At 69.1% G+C, this 26,123-nt stretch carries 24 protein-coding genes; 6 read left to right on the top strand and 18 right to left on the bottom strand.

Annotation, left to right across the window (positions count from 1 at the left end):
- Window positions 1-49: 49 nt before the first annotated feature.
- From WJM96_RS12810 to WJM96_RS12780, 7 genes are all read right to left on the bottom strand, one after another.
- Complete coding sequence (locus tag WJM96_RS12810) at window positions 50-838, bottom strand: ABC transporter ATP-binding protein (protein WP_424812880.1); 789 nt, start codon at window positions 836-838, stop codon at window positions 50-52.
- Window position 839: 1 nt separating this feature from the next.
- Window positions 840-1,613 (bottom strand): ABC transporter permease, encoded by a 774-nt coding sequence (locus WJM96_RS12805; RefSeq protein WP_424812879.1) that lies wholly within the window; start codon window positions 1,611-1,613, stop codon window positions 840-842.
- Window positions 1,614-2,131: 518 nt separating this feature from the next.
- Window positions 2,132-3,082, bottom strand: a complete 951-nt coding sequence (locus WJM96_RS12800) for an ABC transporter substrate-binding protein (protein ID WP_424812878.1) — start codon at window positions 3,080-3,082, stop codon at window positions 2,132-2,134.
- A gap of 147 nt (window positions 3,083-3,229) precedes the next feature.
- On the bottom strand, window positions 3,230-4,213 hold the full coding sequence (locus WJM96_RS12795) for an MBL fold metallo-hydrolase (RefSeq protein WP_424812877.1): 984 nt from the start codon (window positions 4,211-4,213) through the stop codon (window positions 3,230-3,232).
- A 35-nt stretch (window positions 4,214-4,248) separates the two neighbouring features.
- Window positions 4,249-5,487, bottom strand: coding sequence for a class I SAM-dependent RNA methyltransferase (locus tag WJM96_RS12790; RefSeq protein WP_424812876.1), 1,239 nt, complete (start codon window positions 5,485-5,487; stop codon window positions 4,249-4,251).
- 1 nt (window position 5,488) lies between these two features.
- Window positions 5,489-6,682: an acyl-CoA dehydrogenase gene (locus tag WJM96_RS12785; protein WP_424812875.1), complete on the bottom strand. Its 1,194-nt coding sequence runs from the start codon at window positions 6,680-6,682 to the stop codon at window positions 5,489-5,491.
- An 84-nt stretch (window positions 6,683-6,766) separates the two neighbouring features.
- Window positions 6,767-7,615, bottom strand: a complete 849-nt coding sequence (locus WJM96_RS12780) for a c-type cytochrome (RefSeq protein WP_424812874.1) — start codon at window positions 7,613-7,615, stop codon at window positions 6,767-6,769.
- Between the two features lie 127 nt (window positions 7,616-7,742).
- Between WJM96_RS12780 and WJM96_RS12775 the strand changes: the two genes are divergently transcribed.
- Window positions 7,743-8,723 (top strand): serine hydrolase, encoded by a 981-nt coding sequence (locus tag WJM96_RS12775; RefSeq protein WP_424812873.1) that lies wholly within the window; start codon window positions 7,743-7,745, stop codon window positions 8,721-8,723.
- Between the two features lie 60 nt (window positions 8,724-8,783).
- On the opposite strand, the gene WJM96_RS12770 is transcribed toward WJM96_RS12775, so the two are convergent.
- Window positions 8,784-10,622: a DEAD/DEAH box helicase gene (locus WJM96_RS12770; protein ID WP_424812872.1), complete on the bottom strand. Its 1,839-nt coding sequence runs from the start codon at window positions 10,620-10,622 to the stop codon at window positions 8,784-8,786.
- 151 nt (window positions 10,623-10,773) lie between these two features.
- On the opposite strand from WJM96_RS12770, the gene WJM96_RS12765 reads away from it, so the two are divergent.
- Window positions 10,774-11,484, top strand: coding sequence for an alpha/beta fold hydrolase (locus WJM96_RS12765; RefSeq protein WP_424812871.1), 711 nt, complete (start codon window positions 10,774-10,776; stop codon window positions 11,482-11,484).
- Here the strand turns inward: WJM96_RS12765 and WJM96_RS12760 are convergent.
- Entirely contained in the window at window positions 11,462-11,809 is a 348-nt protein-coding gene (locus WJM96_RS12760; RefSeq protein ID WP_424812870.1) for a hypothetical protein, read from the bottom strand. The two genes, WJM96_RS12765 and WJM96_RS12760, sit on opposite strands and share 23 nt — an antisense overlap.
- 145 nt (window positions 11,810-11,954) lie before the next feature.
- On the opposite strand from WJM96_RS12760, the gene WJM96_RS12755 reads away from it, so the two are divergent.
- Window positions 11,955-12,476 (top strand): DUF4189 domain-containing protein, encoded by a 522-nt coding sequence (locus WJM96_RS12755; RefSeq protein ID WP_424812869.1) that lies wholly within the window; start codon window positions 11,955-11,957, stop codon window positions 12,474-12,476.
- Window positions 12,477-12,481: 5 nt separating this feature from the next.
- Here the strand turns inward: WJM96_RS12755 and WJM96_RS12750 are convergent, their stop codons facing one another.
- Genes WJM96_RS12750 through WJM96_RS12720 form a run of 7 tightly spaced genes read right to left on the bottom strand, consistent with a single transcriptional unit; the run spans window position 12,482 to window position 19,193 of the window.
- A complete protein-coding gene (locus WJM96_RS12750) occupies window positions 12,482-14,185 on the bottom strand; it encodes a GMC family oxidoreductase (RefSeq protein WP_424812868.1) in 1,704 nt (567 codons plus the stop codon).
- Window positions 14,182-14,838: a glutathione S-transferase family protein gene (locus WJM96_RS12745; RefSeq protein WP_424812867.1), complete on the bottom strand. Its 657-nt coding sequence runs from the start codon at window positions 14,836-14,838 to the stop codon at window positions 14,182-14,184. The genes WJM96_RS12750 and WJM96_RS12745 overlap by 4 nt, the downstream gene beginning before the upstream one ends.
- Window positions 14,839-14,848: 10 nt before the next feature.
- The gene (locus WJM96_RS12740) at window positions 14,849-15,562 is read right to left on the bottom strand and encodes an ABC transporter ATP-binding protein (protein ID WP_424812866.1); all 714 of its coding nucleotides are present in this window, start codon (window positions 15,560-15,562) and stop codon (window positions 14,849-14,851) included.
- Complete coding sequence (locus WJM96_RS12735) at window positions 15,559-16,323, bottom strand: ABC transporter ATP-binding protein (protein WP_424812865.1); 765 nt, start codon at window positions 16,321-16,323, stop codon at window positions 15,559-15,561. Before WJM96_RS12735 ends, WJM96_RS12740 begins: the two co-directional genes overlap by 4 nt.
- A complete protein-coding gene (locus tag WJM96_RS12730; RefSeq protein WP_424812864.1) occupies window positions 16,320-17,195 on the bottom strand; it encodes a branched-chain amino acid ABC transporter permease in 876 nt (291 codons plus the stop codon). The genes WJM96_RS12735 and WJM96_RS12730 overlap by 4 nt, the downstream gene beginning before the upstream one ends.
- Window positions 17,192-18,061 (bottom strand): branched-chain amino acid ABC transporter permease, encoded by an 870-nt coding sequence (locus tag WJM96_RS12725; RefSeq protein WP_424812863.1) that lies wholly within the window; start codon window positions 18,059-18,061, stop codon window positions 17,192-17,194. Before WJM96_RS12725 ends, WJM96_RS12730 begins: the two co-directional genes overlap by 4 nt.
- A gap of 4 nt (window positions 18,062-18,065) precedes the next feature.
- Window positions 18,066-19,193 (bottom strand): ABC transporter substrate-binding protein, encoded by a 1,128-nt coding sequence (locus WJM96_RS12720; RefSeq protein WP_424812862.1) that lies wholly within the window; start codon window positions 19,191-19,193, stop codon window positions 18,066-18,068.
- Between the two features lie 159 nt (window positions 19,194-19,352).
- Here WJM96_RS12720 and WJM96_RS12715 point away from each other — a divergent pair, with 159 nt between their 5' ends.
- Window positions 19,353-19,532: a CsbD family protein gene (locus WJM96_RS12715; protein ID WP_424812861.1), complete on the top strand. Its 180-nt coding sequence runs from the start codon at window positions 19,353-19,355 to the stop codon at window positions 19,530-19,532.
- Window positions 19,533-19,588: 56 nt separating this feature from the next.
- Here WJM96_RS12715 and WJM96_RS12710 read toward each other — a convergent pair whose 3' ends face one another.
- A complete protein-coding gene (locus WJM96_RS12710; protein WP_424812860.1) occupies window positions 19,589-21,313 on the bottom strand; it encodes a methyl-accepting chemotaxis protein in 1,725 nt (574 codons plus the stop codon).
- 215 nt (window positions 21,314-21,528) lie between these two features.
- Here WJM96_RS12710 and WJM96_RS12705 point away from each other — a divergent pair, with 215 nt between their 5' ends.
- The gene (locus WJM96_RS12705; RefSeq protein WP_424812859.1) at window positions 21,529-24,255 is read left to right on the top strand and encodes a methyltransferase domain-containing protein; all 2,727 of its coding nucleotides are present in this window, start codon (window positions 21,529-21,531) and stop codon (window positions 24,253-24,255) included.
- Between the two features lie 14 nt (window positions 24,256-24,269).
- On the opposite strand, the gene WJM96_RS12700 is transcribed toward WJM96_RS12705, so the two are convergent.
- Window positions 24,270-24,449 carry a hypothetical protein gene (locus WJM96_RS12700; RefSeq protein ID WP_424812858.1) on the bottom strand — a complete coding sequence of 60 codons (180 nt, stop codon included), beginning with the start codon at window positions 24,447-24,449 and terminating at the stop codon, window positions 24,270-24,272.
- Window positions 24,450-24,497: 48 nt separating this feature from the next.
- On the opposite strand from WJM96_RS12700, the gene WJM96_RS12695 reads away from it, so the two are divergent.
- Window positions 24,498-26,120: a glycosyltransferase gene (locus WJM96_RS12695; RefSeq protein ID WP_424812857.1), complete on the top strand. Its 1,623-nt coding sequence runs from the start codon at window positions 24,498-24,500 to the stop codon at window positions 26,118-26,120.
- Window positions 26,121-26,123: the final 3 nt, after the last annotated feature.

Raw genomic sequence — 26,123 nt, 5'->3', positions numbered from 1 at the left:
GGATTGGTTGCTGCCGGGCGGATGAGGCCGCCCGGCGCCGCCGGCGTCCTCAGGCCATCGCGGCCTTGCGGACCTCCTCGCGGATCTCACCCATGAGCTGCGCCTTCAGCGCCGCGAATTCCGGCGTGGTCTTCACCGTCCAGTCGCGCGGATAGACCATCGGTACCGGGACGTCGGCCTTGATCCGGCCCGGCCGCGCGGACATCACGATGACGCGGTTGGCCAGGAAGATCGCCTCGTCGATATCGTGGGTGACGAAGAGCACCGTCTTGCGGTCCGCCTCCCAGATCTCAAGCAGCAACTCCTGCATCAACTCGCGCGTCTGATGGTCGAGCGCGCCGAAGGGTTCGTCGAGCAGCAGGATCTCGGGATCGTTGGACAAGGCGCGGGCGAGGGCGCAGCGCTGCTGCATGCCGCCCGAGAGCTGGCGCGGCCAATGGTTTTCGAAGCCTTTGAGCCCGGTGCGCGCGATGAATCGCTCGGCGATGGCTTGTTGCTCGGCGGGGGGCAGGCCGCGCTCCTGCAGGCCGAAGCGGATGTTCTCGGCCACCGTCAGCCACGGGAAGAGCGTGTAGGACTGGAACACCATGCCGCGATCCGCGCCTGGCCCGGTGACCGGCGCGCCATCCAGCGTGACGCTCCCCGCAGTCGGCCGGTCGAGCCCGGCCACGATCCGCAGCAGCGTCGACTTGCCGCAGCCCGACGGGCCGAGAATGGCCACGAACTCGCCCGGCGCCACGGTAAGGTCGGTCGGCTGCAGGGCCAGCGTGGGCCCCGCCTTGCCGCGCCCGGGGAAGGAGCGCGTGACGCCCGAGATGCGAAGGGTCTTGTCGCTCATCTCAGATCGCCGCCCAGGGGAAGAGCCGGCGGTTCAGCGCCTTGAACAGGAAGTCGGTGACGAGGCCGATCAGACCGATGACCACGATGCCGAAGATCATCTGCCCGGTATCGAGCAGCCTTTGGCTGTCCATGATCATGTGGCCGATGCCGCTGGTCGCGCCGATGAGCTCGGCCACGATGACGTAGGTCCAGGCCCAGCCGAGCACGAGGCGCAGCGTCTCCATCACCTGCGGCGCGGCGGAGGGGATGATCACGCGCTTCACGATCCCGCGCGAGCGCGCGCCGAGCGTGTAGGCGGCCTCCACCAGGCCCATCCGCGTGGCGCCGGCGATGACGGCGACCATGATGACCACCTGGAAGAAGGAGCCGATGAAGATGACCGAGAGCTTCTGCGCCTCACCCACCCCCGCCCAGAGGATCAGCAGGGGGATGAAGGCGGAGGCCGGCAGGTAGCGGGCGAAGGAGACGAAGGGCTCGAAGAAGGCCTCGACGCCCTTGAAGGCGCCCATCATGAGGCCGAGCGGCACGCCGATCACGGCCGCGATCAGGAAGCCGCCGACGACGCGGAAGATGGTGATGGCGATGTCGCCGGCGAAGCCGAATTCCGTCAGCAGCGACCAGCCGGCGAGCAGCGTCTTGCCGGGGCTTGCGAGGAAGAGGGGCGGCACCCAGCCGGAATAGGTCGCGGCCGCCCAACCCGCGATGAACAGCGCGAAGAAACCGGCGCCCAGCAGGATGCGGGCGGCGGCGGAAACGGGAACGAGGGGCTTCATCAGGCGGAGCGTTCCGGCACGGTCATTCCATGTCCTTAACCCGCCGCCATGCCGGATCAAAGCATGATGGTGCGGTGCATCAGGTCAGCGGCGGCTGCGGCTGTAGCCCTGGAGGGGATGCCCCTCCCGCATGTGGGGCTCTGCACCCAGACCGGGCCGCCCTCCGCGTCGATCATGTCGTGGGCGCCATCGCGATGCTGCGCGCCGCCACGGGGATAGTCGTCAATGTGCGTGCGCCTCGTCACGCGGGACCAGTCCACGGGCCAATTCGCGTTGGATGGGCTGTCTTGCCATCGCCTTTCGGGAAGCAAGGTCGGCCGGCCGGCCGTCCCGGCGGCAGGGGTGGCCGGACTGAGCTCTCGACGCACCAGCCCAGGGACAGCATGCAGAACAGTCAGCCGAGAAGCGGGGACACCCAACGCCGCATGAGTTGCCCGACCCCGCTTCCGTCCGGACAGGACGCCAGATGACGGGAAGCGGCTTAAGAAAGCCCTTCCCGCCGCCCGGCGCCGATGTCCTCAGAGGAAGGAGGTGTTCAGCAGCGCGCCGAGGTTCACGTCTTGCCGGACCACGCCCGTCTCGCGCTGCACGGTGTGCGCTTTCTGCATGAACTGCGGCAGGCCCGCGGCCACGTATTCCTTGTTCTTGGCCTGGTCGAGCCACTCGATGAACTGGGCGCTGTTCTTGAACTGCTCGCCCGTCTGGTTCACGCGGCGGCCCATGATCTCGAAGGAGCGGTCGGGCTCGCTCGCGATCATCGCCAGCGCGTCGAACCAGGACTTCACGACGCGGCGCACCGCCTCGGGGTTGGCCTGGATGAAGGCGGGCTGGAAGGCCAGCGTGTCTACCACGCAGGGGTGGTCGAGCGTCGTCGCCAGGATCTTGCCCTTGTCCGCGCCCATGCCGCGCACCTGGGAGAGATAGGGCTCATAGGTCGAGCAGCCGTCGAACTGGCCGGCCACGAAGGCCTGGGCAGCGGGCTGCGGCGCGAGCGTCGCGGTGGTGACGTCGCGGATCGAGAGCCCGTTCTCGCGCATCATGTAGGCCAGCACGAAATAGGGCGTGGTGCCCGCGCCATCGACGGCGATGGTCTTGCCCTTGATGTCGGCCCAGGAGCCGATGGAAGGCCGCACCGCCACACCGTCGCCGCCGCGCGAGCGGTCGAGCACCAGCACCTGCTGCAGCGGCGCCGCGCTGGCCCAGAGGATCATGGTGTCCACGGTCGTCACGACGCAGTTCAGCGCGCCGCCGACCAGCGCCAGGTTGCGCTCGCGCTGCGGGACGAACTTGGTCTCGACCTCGATGCCGTTCGCGCGGAACAGCCCGGCCTGCTCGGCGAGGGTGAGGGGGGCGAAGCCGGTCCAGCCGGACATGCCGATGGTGATCTTGGGCAGCGTCTGGGCGCGCAGCACGGCGGGCGCCGCGAGCGCGCCGGTGGTGGCGGCGGTGAGGAAGAGGCGGCGATCCATCTGTGTCGCTCCGGTGTCGGGGATTTCAGACTATCCGAGCGCATGGCCCGGGCAAGCATCGGGACCGGGCGCACCGGGATCCGGGCGCGGGGAATGCCGCGCCCCTTGGCAGAAGCGGCGCGCCTTGCGCGCGCCGCAAGCACCGGATCAGAGCGCGCTGCTCCAATCCGCCGGCACGAAGCGGTAGCCCTGGCCGTCCTTGGTGAAGTAGCCGTTGGCCGGGAAGGGAAAGTGATAGCCCGTCACCCGGATGCGGTCCGTCGCCGCGCGGTCGAGCACGCGGCGGCGCGTGGCGGCAGCCATGTCGCCATCGAAGTCGAAGACGATCTGCCACTCCGGCCGCGGCGCCATCAGTTCCGGCCGGTTGGTGATGTCGGCCAGGTACATCATCTCCTGCCCGCCATCGGCGATGTGGAAGAGCGTATGGCCCGGCGTGTGGCCATAGGCCGCGACGGCGCGGATGCCCGGCACCGCCTCGGCGCCATCGGCGATCTGCCGGATTCGGCCCTGGTAGGGGGCGAAGCGGGTGCGCGTATTGGCGAAGTTGCCGCGCTGACCCTCGGGGCTGCGGGTCACGTTGCCCTCATCCGTCCACCAGGCCCATTCGGTCGCGGGCACCACGATCTCGGCATTGGGGAAGAGGCGCTGCCCATCGGCCGAGGAGAGGCCGGAAATGTGGTCGCCATGGAAATGGCTGACGATGACCGCGACGACCCGCGCGGGGTCGATGCCGGCGGCCCGCATGTTGGCGGCAGCCTGGCCGTTGGTGGCCGTGCCGGTCTGCGTCGCATTGCCCGCGTCGAAGACCACGATGCCCTGCGGCGTGGTGACGAAGGTCAGGGTGAAGGGGACTGTGAGCGTATCCGCCGGCATGAAGCTCTGGGCCAGGACGGCCTGGACCTCCTCCAGCGGCGCGTTGCGCACGAAGCCCTGGACCGGGCGCCGCGCGAAGCCGTCATGCACGGTGGTGACGGTCAGCCCGCCCACCTTGAAGCGGTAGAAGCCGGGCGCCTGGGCGGCGGAGGAGGGGGGCGCGGCAGGCGCGGCGGCCTGCTGCGCCGCGGCGGGCAGTGCCATGGCGCTGGCGATCGCGGCGGAGCCGGCGAAGAAGTGGCGGCGGTTCGTGGACATGGTGCTTGTCTCCCGTGACCGCCGGAGGGGGACGGTCAGCGCGCGAAGACAACCACAGATTCGAGGTGCGGGGACCAGAGAAATTGGTCCACCGGCGTTGCCGAAACGATTTTGAAGCCGGCGCCCCGAAGCACCCCCGCGTCACGCCCCAGCGCCGCAGGCCCGCAGGAGACATAAACGAGCCGTTCCAGCTTGCTGCGGGCGATTTGCGCCACCTGCTCGGCCGCTCCCGCAAAGGGGGGGTCGAGCACGACGGCGGCGTATTTGTTGAGCTCGGCGGGCATCAGCGGCTGGCGCGCGAGGTCCCGCCGGGTTGCCTGCACGCGGGCCTGGGCGGCATTCGATGCCGCCTTCAGCGCCTCGGCCGCCGCCGGGTCACCCTCGAAGGCCTCGACGAGGGCGTGCTGCGCGAGCGGGAAGGAAAGCGTCCCGATGCCGGCGTAGAGATCCGCGATGCGCGCCCGCGGCGACATCTTGCGCGGCAGCCCGGCCAGCACGGCTTCGATGATCGCCGCCTCGCCTGGCGCGCTGGCCTGGAGGAAGGCGCCCGGCGGCGGCGACACCGCGACACCGGAGAGCATGTGGCGCACGGGCTTGAGCTGCGCCGCGACCTCGGCGCCGCCCTTCTGCTCCCAGGCGATGCGCGGGATGCCGGCCTCGGCGGCGAAGCCCGCCAGCAGCTTGCGATCCGCCATGGTGAGCGGGGCGTCGGTGCGCAGCAGCAGGTCCGGCCCGCTGTCCAGCATGTTGATGACGGCCGAGCCCAGGCGCCGCAGCGCGTTCAGCCCGCGCAGCGCATCGGCGAGGCGAGGCAGCATCTCCACCAGCGCAGGCAGCAGCACATGGCATTCGCGCATGGGCACAAGGCGATGCGCGCCGCGCTCGTGGAAGCCGATCTCGACATGACCGTCCGGCAGCCGCTCCAGGCCGAAATCGGCGCGCTGGCGCACGCTGCGCGGCGTGGCGACCATCGGCGCCACCTGCGCATCGGTGTAGCCGGCGCGGGACAGCGCCTCCGCCAGCCGGCCGCGCTTCCATTCGGCATAGGGCGCCGCGTCCCAGTGCTGAAGCGCGCAGCCGCCGCAGATGGTGAAGTGGCGGCAGGGCGCCTCCACGCGCTCGGCGCTCGCCTCCAGCAGCTCGAGCACCCGCGCCTGGCCCTTGCTCAGGGCCTCCGCCCGGACGCGCTCGCCGGGAAGGGTGAAGGGAATATGCAGAGGGCCGGGAGTGACCCCGTCGCCCCCGGCCCCCATGCGTTCGATGGTGAGTTCCACGTCAGCCGAAGGCGTTCAGCCCGGTGATGGCGCGGCCCAGGATCAGCGCGTGCACGTCATGCGTGCCCTCGTAGGTGTTCACCGTCTCGAGGTTCATGACGTGGCGGATCACGTGGTACTCGTCGACGATGCCGTTGCCGCCGTGCATGTCGCGGCTCATGCGGGCGATGTCGAGCGACTTGCCGCAATTGTTGCGCTTCACGAGGCTGATCATCTCCGGGGCCGCCTTGCCCTCGTCGAAGAGCCGGCCGACGCGCAGCACCGCCTGCAGGCCGAGGGTGATCTCGGTCTCCATGTCGGCGAGCTTCTTCTGGATGAGCTGCGTCTGCGCCAGCGGGCGGCCGAACATCTTGCGGTTCAGCGTGTAATCGCGGGCGGCGTGCATGCAGAACTCCGCCGCGCCCAGCGCGCCCCAGGCGATGCCATAGCGCGCGCGGTTTAGGCAGGAGAAGGGGCCGGCCAGCGAGCGCACGCCCGGCAGGCGGTTCTCATCGGGGACGAAGACCTCGTCCATCATGATCATGCCGGTGATGGAGGCGCGCAGCGAGAACTTGCCCTCGATCTTCGGCGTGGTGAGGCCCTTCATGCCGCGCTCGAGCAGGAACCCGCCCAGCGTGCCCTCGTCGTCCTTCGCCCAGACCAGGCAGACGTCCGAGATCGGCGAGTTGGTGATCCAGGTCTTGGAGCCGGAGACCAGCCAGCCGCCATCCACCTTCTTCGCGCGCGTGCGCATGGAATTGGGGTCGGAGCCTGCGTCGGGCTCGGTCAGGCCGAAGCAGCCCACCCACTCGCCGGTCCGCAGCTTCGGCAGGAATTTCTGCTTCTGCGCCTCGGAGCCATAGGCGTGGATCGGGAACATCACGAGCGAGGACTGTACGGAGAAGGCGGAGCGGTAGCCGCTGTCCACGCGCTCGACCTCGCGGGCCATCAGCCCGTAGGCGACGTAGGAGACGCCGGCGCAGCCGTAGCCCTCGAGGGTCGCGCCCAGGAAGCCCTGTTCGCCGAAGGCGTTCATGATGGATCGGTCGAAGGTCTCGTTCCGGTTCGCCATCAGGACGCCCGGCATCAGCTTGTCCTGGCAGAATTCCCGCGCGGCATCGCGGATCATCCGCTCGTCCTCGGTCAGCTGCTCGTCGAGCAGGAAGGCGTCATCCCACTGGAAGGGCGGGGTCTTGGTCTTGGTGACGGCGTTCATCTTCACGATCCTTCGGGACGGCAAGGCTCCGCCGTCCTATCGGACGCAGGGGCGCGAAGTGCAAGCCCGCCCTGCGCGCGGCCGTCATTCCAGGGGCGGGAGGGAGCGCAGATAGGCCCAGATGTCGGCGATGTCGCGGTCCGTCAGGGCCGCCCAGGCGCGGCCCCGGCCCATGGGCGGCATCAGCGGGCGGCCGTCGCCGCCGATCTCCTCGCGCAGGGCGCGGGCGAACATCGCCTCGTCCCATCGCCCGAGGCCGAGTTCCGGATGCGGCGTCAGGTTGCGCGCCACCACCACGCCCCAGGGCCCCGTGAAGCTGCGCCCCTGGCCGCCCGGCTTCGCCGGGTCGATGCGGCCGTCGGCGGTATGGCTCGAATGGCAGTCCAGGCAATGCCCCAGCGGTCCGACCAGATAGGCGCCGCGGGATACCGGGTCGTCCGCGGGCGGGGGCACGGCGCCGGGCGGGGGCAAGGCTTGCAGCGGGAAGGGATAGCTGGATCGTTCAGCGATCGCGTTCGAGACCGGCGGCACGCTCCGCAGATAGGCGATGATGGCGGCCATGTCGGGGTCCGAAATGCCCCGGTAGAGGGCGATGGGCATGGGTGGCCCGATGAGCGTGCCATCCGGCCGCACCCCCTGCCGCATGGCGCGCTCGATGTCCGCGTCGGTCCAGGCGCCGATCCCGGTTTCGCGGTCTGGCGTGATGTTGGGGATGACGGCGCGCATCGTCCCCTCGACCAGGACCCGCCCTCCGGCCAGCCCGCGTCCGGGAAGGGGGCGGCCATCCGGCCCGCGGCTCGCGTGGCAATTGCCGCAATGGCCGATCACTTCGACGATGTAACGTCCGCGCTCGACGAGGGCGGCATCCTGGGCCGAAGCAGGCATGCTCAGGAAGGCGGCGACGAGCGCCCCCGCTGCGATCCGTCGCCACATCCAGGAGTTCCCCCGCGCCTCTCATTGGGCTGGCGAAAGAATAGGCGGGGCGCGATGCTCGCCACAAGTTGCGACGTGAAGCGCTGTTCCGTGTTGAAGCGGGGTTCTCATGACAAAGGGCAGGAAGATGACGGTGACGACTTCCAGGCGTCTGGCGCTTTCGGCGCCTCTTCTCGGGCTCGCCGCGGGCCGCGCGCTGGCCCAGGGCGTCCCGGTGAACCCGGTGGAGGAGGGGATGGCCCGCTTCGCCGCGCTCTCTGGCAGCACCGGGGCGGAGGTCGTGGTCGATGATCCCGCCGGTGCCTGGCGCGTGGGACAAGACGCCGACAAGCCGCTCTTCGTGGGGAGCGTGATCAAGACCTTTATCCTCGCGGCCTATCTGCTGGAGGTCGAGGCCGGTCGCCTGGAAATGACCGAGCAGCTGCCGGTGAACGACGGCATCCGTTCGATGGTCAGCCCCGTCCTAGGCGAGGTGACCGGCACCATGCCCGCCAAGATGGTGCTGGAGGCGATGATCGCCCACAGCGACAACACCGCGACCGATATCGCGCTGAAGCGCGTGGGCGTGGAGAAGGTGCGCGCCGTGGTCGCGGCGGCGCCGCTGCGGGATGTGGCGGTCGTGACTTCGACGCGGCGCCTGTTCTCCTGGCTCGCAGGCGCGGCACCGGGACAGGATCTCGATTGGGCGGGCATGCAAGGGGTCATGGCGGACCGGCTGCCGGGCACGCCGCGCGCCATCGCCGTGACGGGCGACACCATGGCGGCGCCTGCCTCCTCCATGACGGGCTGGTACCGCCATGTGCTGTCCGGACGCGTGTTCCAGCGCCCGACGGCGCTCTCGGAGTTCAAGCGCATCTCGGCCATGGCGGATGCGCTCTCCTTCATCGTGCCGGCGGATATCGCGGCCTATGGCAAGGGCGGCAGCATCGTCTGGCGCGGCGAGAACGCGCTTTCCGTCGCCGGGCAAATGGTGGTGCGCGGCATTCCGGCCAGCTTCAGCTTCACGCGCAACTGGCCCGGCGAACCGGAGAAGGTGCCGGCCGAGACGCTGGCCACGATCGAGGTGGTGCGCGCGATCCTGGCGGCGGTGGCGCGGCGGATCGGCTGAAACGAAAACGGCCCGGGGCGGAGCCCCGGGCCAGCATGATCTCCGGAAGGCAGGCCGGTATCAGGCTGCGTCTTCGATCGCCTCTTCCGCCACGGCCGCCGCAGGGGCCTCGCGGCGCGGGCGGGGGATGGGGATCAGCATGAAGGCGGGAACGCTGTCGCCGAAGCCGACCACGGAGGGACCGAGATCGTCGCGATCGCGGCTACGGTCGCGCCCACCACGATCTTGACGGTCGTCGCGGCGATAATCGTCGCGGCGCGGTTCGTCGCGGCGGGGGCGGTCGTCACGGTCGCGGCTGCGCGGCTCCTCGGCGCGGCGCGAACGGTCGTCGCGGCCCCGATCGTCCCGGCTGCGCTCCTCGCGGCGGGGACGGTCCTCGCGGGCTTCGGGGGGACGGGCCTCCTCGTCGCGGCGGCCACGGCCGCCACGCTCGCCACGGCCGCCATCGCGGCCACGCCCAGAGGCAGGCAGGGCCCGGCCGTTGCGGCCGCGCTTGCGGGTCGCGGCCTCGGCGATCTCCTCGTCGGTGACGGGGTCGAGGCCCTCGATCTCGATGCGCGGGATGACGGCGCCCGTCAGCTTCTCGATGGCCTGGACCAGCTTGCCGTCATCGGCGGTGGCGATGGAGTAGGCATTCCCCTCGCGCCCCGCGCGGCCCGTGCGGCCGATGCGGTGGACATAGTCCTCGGAGTGGAAGGGGACGTCGAAGTTGAAGACATGGCTGAGGCCGCCGATGTCGAGGCCGCGCGCCGCCACATCCGAGCAGACGAGAATCTGGATCTCGTTGTTCTTGAAGGCGGAGAGCGTCGCGAAGCGGGCGGACTGGTCCATGTCGCCATGCAGCGCGCCGACCGAGAAGCCGTGCTTGCGGAGCGACTTGTAGAGGATGTCCACATCCACCTTGCGGTTACAGAAGATCAGCGCGTTCTGGATCTGCTGCTGGCGGATCAGGCGCCGCAGCGCCTCGCGCTTGTCGCGCTCCTGCACATAAACGATGCCGGTGGTGATCGTCGTGGCGACCGTCGCGGGACGGCTGACCGTGATCTCCTTCGGGTTCTGCAGGAAGGCATCGGCCAGGCGGCGGATTTCCGGCGCCATGGTGGCCGAGAAGAACAGGGTCTGCCGCAGCGCGGGAATGATGCTGCCGATGCGCTCGACATCGGGGATGAAGCCCATGTCCAGCATGCGGTCGGCTTCGTCGATGACCAGCAGCTTGCAGTCGGCCATCAGGATGCGGCCACGGTCGAACAGGTCCAGCAGGCGGCCCGGGGTGGCGATCAGCACGTCCACGCCCTTCTCGAGCACGGCCTTCTGCTCATCCATGCTCTCGCCGCCGATGAGCAGCGCATGGTTGAGGTTGAGGTACTTGCCGTACTTCACGAACTGCTCGGCGACCTGGAGCGCGAGCTCGCGCGTGGGCTCCAGGATCAGGCTGCGCGGCATGCGCGCCTTGGCCCGCGTGCCGGCGAGGATGTCCATCATCGGCAGGGTGAAGCTGGCGGTCTTGCCCGTGCCGGTCTGCGCGCAGCCCAGCACGTCGCGGCCCATCAGCACGATGGGGATCGCCTGCTCCTGGATCGGCGTCGGGTGGACATAGCCGGACTCGGTCACGGCGCGGACCAGCTCGTCCGAGAGGCCGAGGTCCTCGAACGTCGCGCGCGGCGGCTCGGGCTCGGCGGGGGCTTCGTCCTCGGCTTCGTCTTCGGCGACGGCGTCCTCGGCCGCAACTTCCTCGGCCGCTTCCAGCGCGGGGGCCTCGGCGCCGGCCTCTTCGGCGACGGCCGCTTCGGCCTCGGCGGGTTCCGCTTCGGTCGCGGCGATGGTCACGGTGGTTTCGATTTCAGCCGGATTGGTTCCGGCAAGCGCGGTATCCGCGGTGGTCTCGTTCAAGTTTGGCATCCTGGCCTGAGGGCCGGCGCAAGGCGCACGGCCGGTCGGGCGGGTCATGCCGCCCTCTGCGTCAACGAGGGGCATATGCGCCCTGCGAGGGGGAATCGCAACCGGATTTGCACGCATTGCACGCTGATCAGGGGCGATTTATCCACAATGCATGCCTATTCCTCTGCTTCTTCTCCCCGGCCTGCTCTGCGACGGGCGGCTCTGGCGCGATTGCCTTCCGGCCTTGGGAGGGCTGGTCGATCCACGGATCGCGGACCTTTCGCAGGACGATAGCGTGGCCGGGATGGCCAGCCGCGCGCTGGAACTGGTCGCGGGCGAGGCGAGCTTCGCCGTCGCCGGGCTTTCGATGGGCGGCTACGTGGCGCAGGAGGTTTGGCGCCAGGCGCGCGGCCGGATCGAGCGCCTCGCGCTGCTCGACACCTCCGCGCGGCCCGACACGCCGGAGCAGACCAAGCAGCGCAAGGCGCTGATCGAGCTCTCGCATATGGGGCAGTTCAAGGGCGTCACGCCCCGGCTGATGCCGAGCCTCGTCCACGCCTCGCGGCTGGAGACGCCACTGGCGCAGGAAGTCATGGACATGGCGGCGCGCATCGGTCAGGCCGGTTTCATCCGGCAGCAGCAGGCCATCATGACGCGGCCCGACTCCCGTCCGGACCTGCCGGGCATCAACGTCCCGACGCTGATCGCCTGCGGTGCCCAGGACGTGCTGACCCCGCCCGGCCTGCACGAGGAAATGGCGGGGCTGATCCCCGCCGCCCGGCTGGTGCGCTTCGAGGGTGCGGGTCACCTGCCGCCGATGGAGGTCCCCGATGCGACGGCGGCGGCGCTGAAGGACTGGCTCACCCTGCCACGCAGCGCGTGACGCCAGGCTGCGCGATGGCGCTGCTCGCTGTCGTGCCGGGGGGGCAGGGGGCCTGCCCATGCGTGGCGGGGGCGATGCCGCGATCCCAGTTCCGGACCTCCGGGTCCTCCCCCATCAGCCCGATTCCGCTGCCCCGAGGCGCGCATCGGCCCCGGCCCTGAGGCGTGCCGCCATTGGGGCAGAGGTAGCGCCGCGCTGCGGCCAGGGCCGCGCTGCTGGCGTAGGGCGCGCGCACCGAAGCGGCACGCCCCGGGCGGGGCGGCGCTTGGGCGAAGACCGGCTGGGCGGTGAGCACCAGGACGGCCAGGAGGCAGAATGCGCGCATGGGCCAGCAGCAAGGATTGGCGCAACTACCGCCGGATGAACAGCGGCAGATCCGGAAACGTCTAAATAGTGAGTTAATTCCAGACTTGTAGCGTCCTGCGGGCGATGGTAACCGTACTGCAGGTTGGGGTTGCAACGGGACCAGGATGGACCGCCTCTTCGGGCTGCTCACCGCCATGCTCTTCGTCGGGCTGCTCGCGATCCCGGTTGGGACGCGCGCACCCTCTGGCTGCGGCAATGCCTGCGCGGCCGGCGCGCGCAACCTCTCCTCGTCCATTTCCGCCTTGGAGCCGGCGGCCGCAATGCAGCCGCCCCGCTATGGGGCCTTCTACCTCGCGCGCATGCCGAGCATGCGCTACGGCGTTTCAGTGGGCCAGCGGGACCCGCGCGCCGCGCAGGACGCCGCCGAGGCGCAGTGCCGCTCGGCCCCTCGCGGCTGCGCGCCGGTGGCCGAGTTCACCGATGCTTGCATCGCGGTTGCCGAGGGCATCAAGCGCATCGCACTCGTCGTCACCAGCGATCCGCGGACCTATGAGCTGCGGGCCATCGCGCATGGCACCGCGTCCAACCCCGCCGATGCCCAGGCCGCTGCGTTGCGCGAATGCGCAGCGCGGGAGGGCGGCCGGCTGACCTGCCGCATCGCGCACCAGGTCTGCGGGCCGAGGTAGCCGGGCTACCCCGCCAGGATCACATCCGCGATCTTCTCCGCGCTCATGAGCGTGGGGAAGTTCGTGTTCGCGCAGGGCACGACAGGGAAGATGGAGGCGTCCACCACGCGCAGTCCCTCGACGCCGCGCACGCGGCCCTGGTTGTCCACCACCGCGCGCGGATCGTCGTCGGCGCCCATCCGCAGCGAGCAGGAGGCGTGCCAGATGCCGATATTGGCCTTGCGGATGAAGGCCTCCAGCGCCGCGTCGTCGCGCATCACCTCGTCGAAGGTGAAGCCTTCGATCACGAATTTCTCGATGAAGCGGCGGCGGATGAATTCCGGCCCGTCCATGATCTTGCTGATCACCGAGGTCAGGAACCGGTTCTTGTTGTTCACCACGCCCAGCTTGCGTACGCGGTCGCTGTAGCTCGCCGGGAAGTGGTTGGAGGTGAGCGCGCCGAGCTCGCCGCTCATCTGGATGGCGGCCATCATGCGGAAGCCGCTCATCAGCCGGTCCAGGTCGCGCCGGTCGGAGAGGAGGTTGAACTCCACCACCGGCTCCGCCCGCCAATCGGCCGAGGCGAGGCGCACCTGGCCCGTCTCGGAATAGGTCTTGTTCACCCAGATCAGGAAGGAGGCGACCTGCTGCCCCACAGCATGCCAGGCCGACTTGCTGACGGCGGCCGCGAACATGTCGCCGGCTGGGATTCCCTCGAGGCCGGAGGAGTAGCGCAGCCCCACCTGGATGTGCCGGCGCGTCTGGATGTTGTCCATGCGGGCACTGCGCTTGAGGTGCGAGGAGAGCGAGATGGCGGGATGGTCCATCAGCCCCTGGCCGACGCCCGGAAGGTTGTGTCGGACCTCGATGCCCATCTCCCGTAGATGCGCGACCGGCCCGATGCCGGCGCGCAGCAGATGCGCCGGCGAATGGATGGCCCCGGAGGAAAGGATGATCTCGTTCGCGCGGAACTCCTGCTCCTGCCCGCGCACCAGCGCCTTCACGCCGACGCAGCGCAGCCCCTCGAAGAGCAGTCCCGTGACCTGTGTTTCCGTGGAGATGGTGAGGTTCGGGCGCTTGCGGGTCTCGCGGTCGAGATAGCCCATGGCGGCCGAAGCACGCTGTTCGTTCTCGTTGGAAATGGTGATCGAGAAGTAGCCGTCCTCGAACACGCCGTTCTGGTCGGGCAGGTACTTGAAGCCCGCGGCGGCAAAGGCCTTGCAGGCCGCCTTGGCATGGGGCCCAAGCTGGCTCTCCTTCAGGCGCCGGACCGGGATGCGGCCCTCCTTGCCATGCAGCGGGCCGTCGAAGTCGAGGTCGCGCTCCACCTTCTTGAAGTAGGGCAGGACGTCATCCCAGCCCCAGCCCTCGGCGCCGCGTTCCACCCATTCGTCGAAATCGGTGGGCGCGCCGCGATTGGCCATCTGGCCGTTGATCGAAGAGCCGCCGCCCAGGACGCGCGCCTGCTCGTACTTGCGCAGCGGCGGCCGCTCTTCCGGCCGGTTGTGCGGGACGACCTGGGTGTGGACCTTCAGCTCGGTCCAGTGAAAGCGCGGGTCGAAATAGGCGGTGCCGGGGTAGCTGTCCTTGATCTCCGCGGGCTCGTCGCCGGGCGGGGTGTCGGGCCCGGCCTCGCAGACCAGCACCTGGTTGGTACCGCGCGCCGAGAGCCGGTGCGCGAGGACCGAGCCGGCGGAGCCGCCGCCGACGATGATGTAGTCGTAGGTCATGCGGGTTCCTTATCGCGGGTCGCCATCATCTCGCGGAAGGCGGGGCGGGACTGGCAGGCGGCAAGCCACGCCTTCACGCGGGGCGCGGCGTCGAAGAGCTCGGCGGCAGGCTGGGCGTAGCGGAAGACCTCGGCGAGGTTGATGTCCGCCACGGTGAATCGCGCGCCCACCACGAAGCCGTCGCGGGCGAGATGGGCGTCGAGCACGGCGAAGGGGGCCTTCAGCGCCGCGATCGAGCGCGCGAGCAGGGCCGGGTCCCGCTCCGCGGGCGGCTTGCCGACGGTGTTGTAGAGGACCTCGATGGAATGGGGCTCGACCTCGATGGCGGCCCAGAGGCTCCAGCTGGTCATCTCGCCATCCTCGCCGATGTCGCGCGGCCCGAGATTCTTCCCGTACTTCTTCGCGAGGTAGAGGTTGATGCCGAGGGATTCGTTCAGAACCAGCCCCCCATCCTCCACGGCCGGGATATGGCCGTTCGGGTTGATCTTCAGGAAGGCCGGGCTGCGCGTGTGCATGGGCGCGTCCGCCGCACCGGGATCGGGCAGCCGGTAGGCCTGGATCACCGGCTCCAGGCGGAAGGGGATTCCTGCCTCCATCGCGAGCCAGATGTTGCGCGAGGCACGCGAGCGGTAGCAGCCATGGATCGTCAGCATCGGCGGATCCTCAGAACAGTTCCATGAGACGCGAATGCTCGGAGAAGGCCGAGGGCGGGCCCTCCTCGATGATCGCGCCGGACTTCATGACGATCACGCGATCGGAGATGGCGAAGGCCTCGCGCACATTCTGCTCGACCAGCAGGATGGCTATGCCGCGGCTTTCGCGCAGGGCCGCGATGGGCGCCAGCATGTCCTGGAACAGCTTGGGCGCGAGGCCGATGGAGGGCTCGTCCAGCAGCAGCGCGCGGGGCCGCGTCAACAGGGCGCGGGCGATGGACACCATCTGCTGCTGCCCGCCGGACAACGTTCCCGCGCGGCGCGTGCGGAAGTCGCGGATGCGGGGCAGGATGGCCAGAACCTCATCGATGCGCTCGGGCCGCTCGGGCTTGGGCACGCCGGCGGACCAGAGGGCGAGGCCGAAGATCTCGTCCACGGTGAGGTCGGGGAAGACGCCGCGTCCCTCGGGCACCAGCGCCAGGCCGGCGGCGCCGAGGGCGGCGGGGCTGTAGCTCGCGGGCGTCTGCCCGAAGATGCTGATCCTGCCCGCGTCCGGCTTGTGCAGGCCGAACAGCACCCGCATCAGCGTCGACTTGCCGGCGCCGTTATGGCCGACGAGGGTGACGATCTCCCCCTCTCCGAGCTTCAGGGACACGTCCTCGATCACCGCGCGGCCGCCATAGCCGGCGCGGAGGCCGGTGGCCTCGATGGCGAGGGCGCTCACGCTGCTTCTCCCCGGTCGCCGAAATAGATCGCGGCCAGCTTCGGGTCGCGCAGGATGGATTGCGGGTCGCCGTCGGCGAGAACCTTCCCCTGGTCGAGGAAGGCGATGCGGTCGGCGAGCTCCATCACCACGTCGAGGTTGTGCTCGATGAGGCAGATCGCGACACCTTGCCGCCGCGCCTCCTTCAGCAACTCGCCGAAGCGGCGGCGGGAGGCGAGGTCGAGGCCCGAGGCGGGCTCGTCCAGCAGCCAGATGCTGGCGCGTGCCGCCAGGATGCGCGCCATGGAGAGAAACTTCCGTTCCGCATAGGCGAGGTCGATGGCCCGGGAATCCGCCAGCGACGTGAGCTCCGTGCGGGCCAGCGCCTCCTCCGCCGCCGCCAGCCGGTCACGCTTCGCAGCCGCACCGCCGGGCTGCCAGAACCAGGCGGAGGTCTCGGTGGCGGCGAGAACATTGTCGCGCACCGACATGTGGGTGAACAGGCGCAGGTCCTGGAAGCTCCGAGCGACGCCCATCTGCGCGACGCGATGCGGCTTGAGGCCGATGATGGATTGCCCGCGCAGGGAGGCACTTCCCTCATCCGCGCGGAGGTTGCCCGTGATGAGGTTGAAGACCGTCGTCTTGCCTGCCCCGTTGGGCCCGACCAGCGCCGTGACCTGCCCCGGATAGAGCGATAGCGAGACCCCCTGCACCGCCTTGAGCCCGCCGAAGGAGCGCGCGAGGCCCTGGCAGGAGAGGATGGGTTCCACGGCCGCGCTCATGCCGAGCTCTTCCCGCGGCTGAGATCCCCCACCAGCCCGGCGGGCCGGAAGATCATGAGGAGCGTCATGGCGAGGCCGTAGATCATCTGCTGTACTGCGCCGACCTCGGTGGCCGGGATGAAGGGCAGGAAGGCGAGGCCGGCCGGCAGCGAGAGCAGGATCACCGCCCCGACCAGTGGCCCGAGCAGCGTACCCGTGCCGCCGATGATGACCATGGCCATGATCAGCACCGACTGGTCGAGCGTGAAGGATTCCACGTTCACGAACTGCATGTGCAGGGCGAAGAGCGCGCCGGCGACACCCGCGCCGGCGCAGGCGAACGCGACGGCCAAGGCCTTGGCGGCCGCGACGTTCTTGCCCAGCGCCTGGGCCGCGCTCTCGGCATCGCGGATGGCCTGGAGTGTGCGGCCGAAGGCGCCGCGCATCAGCGCCGCGGTCGCGAGCAGGATGACGACGAGCGCCCCCAGCGCCAGAGGCAGCGTGCCGACTTCCACGCCGAAGACGTGCGGCCGCGGAATGCCGGTCAGACCGCCGATGCCGCCCGTGACGCTCTTCCACTCGCTGAAGAGCGTCACCGCCATCATCTGCAGGCCGAGCGAGGCGGCGACGAAATACTCGCCCCGCACGCGAAGCGCCGGCAGCGCCAGGCAGAGGGAGAGGCCACCGGAAATGACAGCCGCCACCAGCATGGCGAGCAGCGCGTCCGGCACCAGCAGCAGGGCGACCTGTGCGCCCGAATAGGCGCCGATCCCGAAGAAGACAGCATGGGCGACGGAGAAGATGCCGGCATAGCCGACGGCGACATTCAGCGTCGCGGCCAGGATGCCGAAGATCGCGGCCAGCGAGGCGAGGTTCGTGAGATAAGCGATCATCGCGCTTGGGCAATCCCGAAGATGCCGCTAGGGCGGAAGAGGATGAAGGCGAAGAGCACGAGGAAGGACACGGCCTCGGCCCATTGCGTGTCCACGAAGCTCAGCGCCACCGCCTCGGCCACGCCGAGCATCAGCCCGGCCAGTGCCGCGCCGCGGAGCGAGCCCACGCCGCCCACGATGGTGGCGGCCATGGAGATGAGCATGACGTGATGGCCGATCGCCTCGTTCAGCCCGGATGTCATGGCCGTCAGGATCGCGGCCGGCGCCGCCAGGGCCGAGCCCAGCGCGAAGGCCAGCAACGAGAGTTTCGTCGAGGAGAGGCCATAGGCCCGCAGCAGGTCCGGGTTCTGGTGCAGCGCGCGCAGGGCCACGCCCGCATTGTGCCGCGTCAGGAAGAGGCTCAGCGCGGCGAAGAGCAGGACCGAGATGCCGATGGCCACCCAGAAGACGTCGGCGAGGAAGACATCCGGCAGAACCTCGACCGCGCGGGAGAGCGGCGTGTCCACGCTGGCGAAGCCCCGTCCCGCCGTCATGCCGATGAGGTTCTGCACGACGATGCCGACGCCGAAGGCCGCGACGAAGACGGTGAAGAAGGAACCCTCGTGCCGCTGGATGGGGCGATAGACGAACCAGTAGATGCCGAGCCCGAACAGCGTGGCGACCACCACGCCCGCGAGCCCGCCCAGCCACCAGGGCCAGCCCGCCTGCGTTGCGAAGAGGAAGGTGTAACCCGCCAGCGTGAAGGCCGAGCCATGGGCGAAGTGGAAGATGCGCGTCGCGCCGAAAATGAGCGCAAAGCCGGCCGCGGTCAGCGCGTAGAGCGCGCCGACCTGCAGCCCCTGCAACAGAAGCTGGAGAAACAGCACAGCGTCAGGCGATCTTCTGCAGCCGCCCGCCGCGGATCTCCATGACCTGGAGCGCCGCGCTCATATTCCCCTGGTCGTCGAAGCGGCCCTTGCCGCCCACCAGGTCGAACTCGCGCTGCGCCAGCAGGGCTCGGCGCAGGTTCTCGCCGTTCACCTCGGCGTTCTCGCGCTCCAGCGACTGGGCCAGAAGGCCGAAGAGGCGGACGGCGTTGTAGTAGTTCACCTGGTAGGTGCCGGGGTCGATGTTGTGCCGGGCCTTGAAGTCGGTTGCGAAGCGGCGGGTCAGCGCATCGCCGTTCTCGAAGTCGGTGGACTGGGTGGTGAAGATCAGCCCCTCTGCCTCCGGCGTATTGCGAACGCTGTCGATGTTCATCGCCGAATAGGAGACGAGCGGCTGGGACACGCCATTGTCGCGCAGCTGCTTGATGATCTGGCTCTGCTGCGCGCCGAAGGAGGCGATGTAGACCGCGTCCGGCCGCGTCTGCCGGATGCGCGCCGCGACGGGGGCGAATTGCTGAGCCGTGCGCGGCACGCTGAATTGGCCCACGAGCTGGCCGCCGGTCCGGGGCAGGGAGTCGCGCAGGATCCCCAGGATCGCATCCCCCAGCGGGTCGTCCACATAGACCAGCGCGATGCGCTTGAGGTTCCGGCGCATGAGGAAGGGCAGCAGCTCCTGCGTCTCCAGATGCGCGAGCGGGATGACGTTCCAGAAGTACGGCGAGAGCCCCGCGAGGTCCGGCCCCACGGCGCCGCCATTGACCATGATGCTCTTGGCGCGGTCACCCACCGGCGCCACGGCCTTGGAGACGGCGGTGAAGCCCACCAGCGTGTAGTGCGCGCGGTCCACGTTGATCAGCTTCGTCATGCCGACCACGGCCTGCTGCGGCAGGGCCTGGGTGTCCTCGGCCTGGATGCGGATCGGCCGCTTCAGCAGGTTGTCGGCCGCGATGTGCTGGACGGCGAGCTGCGCGCCCGCCGAGAACACGGTGCCGTATTCCGCGTTCGGCCCACTCATCGGGAAGAGAGTGCCGATCACGTAGGGGTCGCCGCCCTGGGCCGAGGCGCGGCCGATGAAAGGCGTGGCGGCAAGCCCGCCAAGGACAGCGCGGCGCGAGGCCTGAAGCGCATTCATGGCCATTTCTCCCGGGAGATTCTTGTGGCGGCCATGTTCGTGCGCGGCCCTCGGGCATGTCAACGGGGGCCAGGTTGCAACGCAACGCGAAGAGGCCGGAAGCGTTTTGCCCTTCGACGAGGCCGCCGCTGGGGTGGCCCGCATCCAGGGAAAGACACGATGGACAAGGATCGGATCGCCGGCTCGGCCAAGCAGGTGAAGGGTGCCGTCAAGGAAGCCGCGGGCAAGCTGACGGGCGATGCCAAGCTGCGTGCCGAAGGCGCGGCCGACAAGGCCGAGGGCAAGGTGCAGAACGCGGTGGGCAGCGCGAAGGACGCGGTCCGCAAGGCTTCCCACTAAGCCTGGCGGCAAAGGGAACTCCCGCGGGCGATCGCACGCCCGCGGGAGTTCTCGTATCAGGCCGCGCGCAGCTGGCCGAGGAAGGAACCCATCTGGCTCCGGAGTGCTTCGGCCCGGCCCGCCAGCTCGCCGGCCGCGGTACGAACCTGGCTCGCCGCCGAGCCAGTCTGCGTGGCGACTTCGGTCAGGCCGCCCGCATTGTTGCTGACGTCACGCGTGCCGGCAGCGGCCTCGGCCACCGCGCGGCCGATTTCCTGGGTGGCGGCAGCCTGCTGTTCGGCTGCTGATGCGACCCCGGCAGAAATTCCGTTCAGCATCTCGATCGTCCGGCTGATCCCCTTGATGGCTTCGACTGCGCGGCCGGTTTCGGACTGCATCTGCGCGATCTGCTGGCTGATCTCGTCGGTGGCCTTGGCCGTCTGTCCGGCCAGGGCCTTCACCTCGCTTGCCACCACGGCGAAGCCCTTGCCGTGCTCCCCAGCGCGTGCGGCCTCGATGGTGGCGTTGAGCGCCAGGAGGTTGGTCTGGTTGGCGATATCGCCGATCAGGCGCACCACATCGCCGATCCGGCCCGCGGCTTCCGCCAGGGCGCCCACGGCCTTGTCGGTCTCGCGCGCATCCTCGGCCGCGCGGCGGGCCGCCGTCGCGCTTTCGGCAACGCGCCGCGCGACTTCGGAAATCGAGGCCGCCAGCTCCTCGGCCGAGGCCGCCACCGTCTGGACATTGGCGCTCGCCTGCTCCGAGCCGGCAGCGAGCGAGCTGGCGCGCTCGACGCCGCTTTGCGCCGTACCGGCCATCTCGCCCGCGATGGCGTCGAGCTCGGTGGAAGCGGAGGCGACGATGCGGAGGGCGTCGGCGGCCTCGGCCTCGAACTCGCGCACCAGCTGATCGACGCGGGCGGTGCGCGCAGCCTTGGCCTGTGCCTCGGTGGTGGCCGCTTGGTCCGCCGCGCGCTTCGCGATCAGCACGGCCCGGAAGGAACGCAGGGTGACGGCGATGTGGCCGAGCTCGGTGCTTTCGGGAAGCTGCGGCACGTTCCGGTCGAGGTCCCCGCCTTCCATCGCCTGCATCGAGCCCACCAGCGAGGAGATGTTGCGGCCGATATCCCGGATCATGGTCCAGGCCACGATCGTGCCCAGGAGGATGGTGGCAACCAAGAAGGTGATCACGAGGACGACGGACATACGGTAGGTTTCCGCACCCGCATCGCCGGCGGCGGTGCTGCCTGCCACGTTCAGTTCGGTGATCGCGGTGAGCGTGCTGCGCGCTTCCTGGAAGGCCGGGTTCACCTTCTCGTCCAGGAGCTGGCGCGCCTGTGGCTCCGCATTGCGGCGGACAAGGGAGAGCGCCGCCTCCGCCTCGCGATAGTAGCCGGCGAGCTGCTGGTCGAAGCGCTGCGCGAGGCGGCGCTCTTCGGGCGAGCTGATCAGTAGCTCGTAATCCGCACGCAGGGCCGTCACGCGGGCTGCGGCCCGCTGCAGTCCGTCCTGTGCGAGGCGTAGATTCGCCTCGCCAGTATTCAGGACGCTGACCGCGACATAGAACCGATGGTCGGCGACGGCGAGGCTGAGCCTGCCGATCACTCTCACGCTCGGCAGCCAGTTGGTCTGGATGTCGACGGCGATGGCCCGGACCGCGCCCACGCGATTCAAGGCGAAGGCGCCCAGGCCCCCAGCCAGCAGGATCAGCGCGGCGAAGGCCGAGATCAGCTTGGTGCGGATCGAGAGGCGGGCGAGGAAGCCATGTTCGCCGGCAGCCGGCGTGGGGGGCGAGGATGTCATAATGGGACCCTGTCCTGGGAAAGCCGGTCCGTTCTCGTACCGACGCCCTGAAAGCTTCGTAAAAGTGCCTGTTGAATTCTCAGGAGGCGGAACGCTGTCCGAATCCGTGCATTCCGGCATGACGCGGCGGTGCACGGTGTGGCGCGGGAATCCGCCATGCAGTAGGTTAAGAACGAAGGCGCGAGCCGACAGAAGGTCCGGCGAGAATCCAAATCTTGGAGCCCGTATTTGAGTCGCCGAGGAGATTGAGAGAGGTTATGGGCGAAATCTTTGAGAAAGTTGCACCCGTCCGTTCCTTGGCCTGGACCGGTGAGCGCCTGACCTCGGAGACCGGTGGGCAGGTCGAGATCGAGCATCTGCATCGCTACTTCTTCGCCCGGTCGCTGTGCCGTGGATTGGATGTTCTGGACATCGCCTCCGGCGAGGGCTACGGGGCCGCCCTCCTGGCGCAGGTGGCGCGCCAGGTTGTCGGCGTGGAGATATCCGCGGAGGCCGTCGCTCACGCCCAGGCCGCTTATCACCGGCCCAATCTTCGTTACCAGCAGGGCGACGCGCGCCGTATTCCGCTTCCCGACGCCTCTGTCGATGTCGTCGTCTCCTTCGAGACGATCGAACATTTCGACGAGCACGAAATCTTCATGAAGGAAGTGGGCCGCGTCCTTCGTCCCGACGGCTATCTCATCATCTCATCGCCGGAGCGCGATAATTATTCCCCCGCCGGAGCCGCGCCCAATCCCCATCACGTTCGGGAACTGACGAGGAACGAGTTCGACGACATCCTTCGGCGCAGCTTCAAGCACGTCACCCTCTATGCGCAGCGGGCGCTGCTGGGCGCCGCGCTCATCCCCGAGACGGGCACGGCGGAAGCGACGCCGTTCCTGACGTTCGAGCGCCGCAGCGAGGTTCTGTTCGAGGGCTCGTCCGGCCTTCCGCGCGCGCCTTATCTGGTCGCCGTGGCCTCCCATGTCGCGCGCCCGGCCTGTCAGGGCAGCCTCTACGTCGAAACGTCGGGAGTGGAGGGGATCTTCTCCAGCGCCCTCGCCGCCAGGCAGCAGATGGCCGCGTTGAGCGGACGCGTCGCGGAGGGCGAGGAACACGCGCGGCAGATTCAGTCCGCGCTGGATCAGGCCGGCGCGGAGATCGCGCAGCTCCAGTCCCAGCTGCAGCTCGCCCGCTCCCAGGCCGCCGGATACGAGCGCGAGCTGGGCGCTTGCTTTCAGCTCCTTCAGGCCGAGAAAGAGGCCCATTCCCTCGGGATACGGAAGGTTCAGGACGAAGGCGCCCGGCGCGTGCGGCAGCTCGCGGAGGCGATCAGCCGGACCGATGCCGAGATCGCCCAGCTCGCCCGCGTGCTCGATGAGGAGCGGGAGGCTCACGAGCGCACCAGGGCCGCTCTCGCTGAGTCCGATGCGCGGGTCCAGGCGATCTGGGGTTCTGCCAGCTGGCGGATCACGGCGCCGATGCGGTTCGTCCTGCGGCGCGTGCCGGGGCTCCACCGGGCGTTGACCCTGCCGCGCCGTGCCGCGCGGCGCCTGCTGCGCCCGCAGCCTCCGGAAGCGGGGAGGGCTCATCCGTCTGCGGCGGGTGCGGCTGCAAATCCCGCTGCGCCGGCAGGCGACTGGGGCCGGGACAGCGGGGGGCGGCCTGTCGCCTTCCGGCTGGAATACCTTCCCGGTACCCGGGATGTCGCGGACGCGCTGCCGCGGCAGCCGGGGAAGGAGAAGATGATCTGCTTCACGCATGTCGTTCCGTTTCCGCGAACCGCGGGCAACGAATACCGAATTCACAACATGCTGAAGTATCTGGCGGATAGCGGAAGGGATATCCTGCTGGTGCTCTGCCCCCTCGCGGGGGAAGCCATCGATCAGGAAAGCGCGCGCCTCCTGGCCTCCGTATATCCCGGGATGATCATCTGCGGCCGCGACGGCCTGCTTCGCCATAATCTGGAAGACGGCGAGGTGGTCCTGGGTCAGCTCGCCGGGCGGATCGTGAGGGACGCCGAAGCGCTTCTGAGAGGCGCGTCGCAGAGCACGCCGCTGCCGGCGAAGCTGGCCGACCTTCAGCGCAGCTTCTGCCCCGACGTCCTGGTCGAGCTGCTTCTGCACCTCGACGGGGCCATCCGGCCTTCCGTTGTTCTCGCCGAATACATCTTCATGAACCGCGCCCTTCCGCTGCTAGGAACGGATGCCGTGAAGATCGTCGACACCCTCGACGCCTTCTCGAGCAAGTCCGAGCTTGTCGAGCGGTTCGGCGTCTCGGACGGGCTTTCCCTGACCGACGAGGAGGAGGCCTCGCTGCTCAGCCAGGCCGACATCGCCATCGCGATCCAGGAGCGGGAAGCCGACATCTTCCGCAAGATCGGTGCCCGGTGCGACATCGTCACCGTGGGCGTCGACTTCGCTGTGCGTGATACGGTTCCTGCCGTCACCGAGCCCTCGCTGCTGCTGGTCGGGTCGGGTAACGCCATGAACGTTCAGGGCCTGCGGGACTTCCTGCAACTCTGCTGGCCGCTCGTTCGCGACGCCCTGCCGGAAGCCCAGCTTCGGATCGTCGGCTCTGTCGGCGCCCAGGTGGGCTATGCGCCGCCGGGGGTGCAGGTGCTGGGCCGGGTCGATGATCTCGGCGCGGAGTATGACCGGGCGCGCGTGATCATTAATCCCATAGTGGCCGGCACGGGCCTCAAGATCAAAACCGTGGAGGCGCTCAGCCACCTCCGGCCGGTCGTATGTTGGCCGGCTGGCGCCGACGGGCTGGGGGGCGTGGCACTGGAGCAATGCCATGTGGTTGGCGATTGGTCGGCCTTCGCCCGCCAGGTCGTGCAGATTCTGCAGGATGACGGGCTCGCCTCCGCCCCATTGAACGCGCAGGCGGAGCTGAGGGCCTATTTCGACGCGAAGGTGGTCTACGCGCCGCTCCTTGAGGCTCTGGAGCGCCAATCGTGATGGAAGGCGTTCCTCTACACGTCTTCCTCGATCTCTCTCACGTTTCTTCCGTCGAAGCCGCCAGGGCCATCGACGATACGCTCCGGGACGGCGGCTGGGAGCATGTCGCCGCCCGGATCGATGTGGCGCTCTCCGCCCCGCCAGAGGGAAACGTGAGGGCAGGGCTTCACCTGCATGTGGGAGAGCCCCTGCATCAAGGGCTCGTCCGGGCGGTGGAGGCCGCTTCCTCCGAACGGGCGCCCTTGCTGATCCTGCTGTGCGGCGGCGGCGGGGCCAGCAGCGCGATCCTGCCGGAATTGCGGGCGGCCCTGGAGGCGGACCCGCTGATCGCCAGCGCGCAGCCGATGTTCGCTTCTCCGGAAACCGACAGCCTCTGGGCGCCCTGGGATGACGAGTGCGATGCCGTCATCGGCCGTGGCGCGCTGCTCGGGCTTCCGCGCCGCATCAGGACGATGGAGTGTGTCTCGGCCTGCATCCTGGTGCGCCCGGGATTGCTGACGGATGTCGTTCACGCGGACGACATGGCGCGCTGGAGCAGCCTTCCGGGCGCCGTGTGGTTCCTGTTGTCACGCGCCCGGCGGCGGGGCCTGCGGAACGCGTGCTGCACGCGGGCGATCGTCGTGACCCAAGCTTCCAGGCTGGAGCTTTATCCGCAGCCCACAGGCCAGGATATCCAGGCCGTCCTGTCGATCGAGCCGCTGCACGAGCGGTTCAGGAAGGAAGACAGGAACATGCCCTGGGCACGGCTGGCGCCGCTGCTGGGAATGATTCCGGCCGGCGCTGGCGGCAAGCCGTCGCTCCTGCTCGATTGCCGTGGCCTCGCAGCGATGCACAACGGCACCTCCCGCAATATCATGGGGCAGCTCCAGGGCTTCGCCGAACGGGGAGGCGCGTGGGACATCGAGGTCCTCTCCACGGAGGAGGCGTCCGACTTCCACAGGCTGGCCGAGCGCTTCCCCATGTTGAGCCGGATTTCGGAGCTGCCGCAGCGCGGATATACGGGCGCCTTCCTCTTGAGCCAGCCTTGGGATTGGCAGGTCTTCACGGACCTGCATCGCCGCGCCCTGGTGATCGGGTTCAACATGCTGGACACGATCGCCTGGGACATCGGCTACGCCGCGCCTCCGGAGCTCACCGATATCTGGCGTGTGGCCGCCCGCCACGCCGATGTCCTCACCTACATCTCGCACTTCAGCCGGGAGCGGTTTCAGGAGCGGTTCTTCCGACCTGCCCATTTGCCGGATGCGGTGGTGCACCTCAGCCTGGACGGAGCCGAATACATCGAGCCGGAATGGCGGGCCCAGGAGACCGGGGACCACGTCCTGCTCTTTGGCAACCACTACGACCACAAGGGGATCGCGCCTGTTCTCGGATTGCTGAGCCGTGCCTTTCCCAATCAGTCCATCGTGGTGATCGGCGGGGCGCGCATCAGGTCGCGGAACGTCCGCTCCATCCCCAGCGGCAGCCTGACCGATTGCGACATCCATGCGCTCCTCTCCTCGGCCCGCGTGGTGATCTACCCCTCCTTCTACGAAGGTTTCGGACTGCCGGCCGTCGAGGGCCTCAGCTATGGGCGCCCGGTGCTGGTGCGCGAATCGCCGTTGTGGGAGGAGATCGCGGCCCATTCGCGCCTGCCGGGCGACCTGGTGTCGTTTCGCGACGACCGGGAGCTGATCGACAAGCTCGGGCGTCTTCTCGTGGGATTGCATGTGACGCCATTGGCAAAGGCAGGTGCCCTGGCCGGGGGGCCTGCACCGAACTGGGCATCCGGCGCGGAACGGACGCTGGCGGTGTTCGAGCGAGCCATGGACGGAGCGGCCGAGCGCTGGCTTGACCGGGATATTGTCCTGTCGGGACGAAAGTGAGCC

It is taken from the genome of Roseococcus sp. YIM B11640 (genome assembly GCF_049727625.1).
Taxonomy (GTDB): Bacteria; Pseudomonadota; Alphaproteobacteria; order Acetobacterales; family Acetobacteraceae; genus Roseococcus.
The sequence above is the reverse complement of the archived record's forward strand: the minus strand, read 5'-3'. Positions and strand labels throughout refer to the sequence as shown.

Coding starts and splice junctions, on each gene's coding strand:
- WJM96_RS12765 (WP_424812871.1), top strand. CDS start 10,774: ATGCCTATTCCTCTGCTTCTTCTCCCCGGCCTGCTCTGCGACGGGCGG.
- WJM96_RS12745 (WP_424812867.1), bottom strand. CDS start 14,838: ATGCTGACGATCCATGGCTGCTACCGCTCGCGTGCCTCGCGCAACATC.
- WJM96_RS12760 (WP_424812870.1), bottom strand. CDS start 11,809: ATGCGCGCATTCTGCCTCCTGGCCGTCCTGGTGCTCACCGCCCAGCCG.
- WJM96_RS12700 (WP_424812858.1), bottom strand. CDS start 24,449: ATGCAGGGGCTCTCCCACATGCAGGTGAAGCCCTGCCCTCACGTTTCC.
- WJM96_RS12755 (WP_424812869.1), top strand. CDS start 11,955: ATGGACCGCCTCTTCGGGCTGCTCACCGCCATGCTCTTCGTCGGGCTG.
- WJM96_RS12795 (WP_424812877.1), bottom strand. CDS start 4,213: ATGTCCACGAACCGCCGCCACTTCTTCGCCGGCTCCGCCGCGATCGCC.
- WJM96_RS12785 (WP_424812875.1), bottom strand. CDS start 6,682: ATGAACGCCGTCACCAAGACCAAGACCCCGCCCTTCCAGTGGGATGAC.
- WJM96_RS12800 (WP_424812878.1), bottom strand. CDS start 3,082: ATGGATCGCCGCCTCTTCCTCACCGCCGCCACCACCGGCGCGCTCGCG.
- WJM96_RS12730 (WP_424812864.1), bottom strand. CDS start 17,195: ATGATCGCTTATCTCACGAACCTCGCCTCGCTGGCCGCGATCTTCGGC.
- WJM96_RS12780 (WP_424812874.1), bottom strand. CDS start 7,615: ATGTGGCGACGGATCGCAGCGGGGGCGCTCGTCGCCGCCTTCCTGAGC.
- WJM96_RS12805 (WP_424812879.1), bottom strand. CDS start 1,613: ATGAAGCCCCTCGTTCCCGTTTCCGCCGCCGCCCGCATCCTGCTGGGC.
- WJM96_RS12775 (WP_424812873.1), top strand. CDS start 7,743: ATGACGGTGACGACTTCCAGGCGTCTGGCGCTTTCGGCGCCTCTTCTC.
- WJM96_RS12770 (WP_424812872.1), bottom strand. CDS start 10,622: ATGCCAAACTTGAACGAGACCACCGCGGATACCGCGCTTGCCGGAACC.
- WJM96_RS12720 (WP_424812862.1), bottom strand. CDS start 19,193: ATGAATGCGCTTCAGGCCTCGCGCCGCGCTGTCCTTGGCGGGCTTGCC.
- WJM96_RS12715 (WP_424812861.1), top strand. CDS start 19,353: ATGGACAAGGATCGGATCGCCGGCTCGGCCAAGCAGGTGAAGGGTGCC.
- WJM96_RS12750 (WP_424812868.1), bottom strand. CDS start 14,185: ATGACCTACGACTACATCATCGTCGGCGGCGGCTCCGCCGGCTCGGTC.
- WJM96_RS12735 (WP_424812865.1), bottom strand. CDS start 16,323: ATGAGCGCGGCCGTGGAACCCATCCTCTCCTGCCAGGGCCTCGCGCGC.
- WJM96_RS12810 (WP_424812880.1), bottom strand. CDS start 838: ATGAGCGACAAGACCCTTCGCATCTCGGGCGTCACGCGCTCCTTCCCC.
- WJM96_RS12710 (WP_424812860.1), bottom strand. CDS start 21,313: ATGACATCCTCGCCCCCCACGCCGGCTGCCGGCGAACATGGCTTCCTC.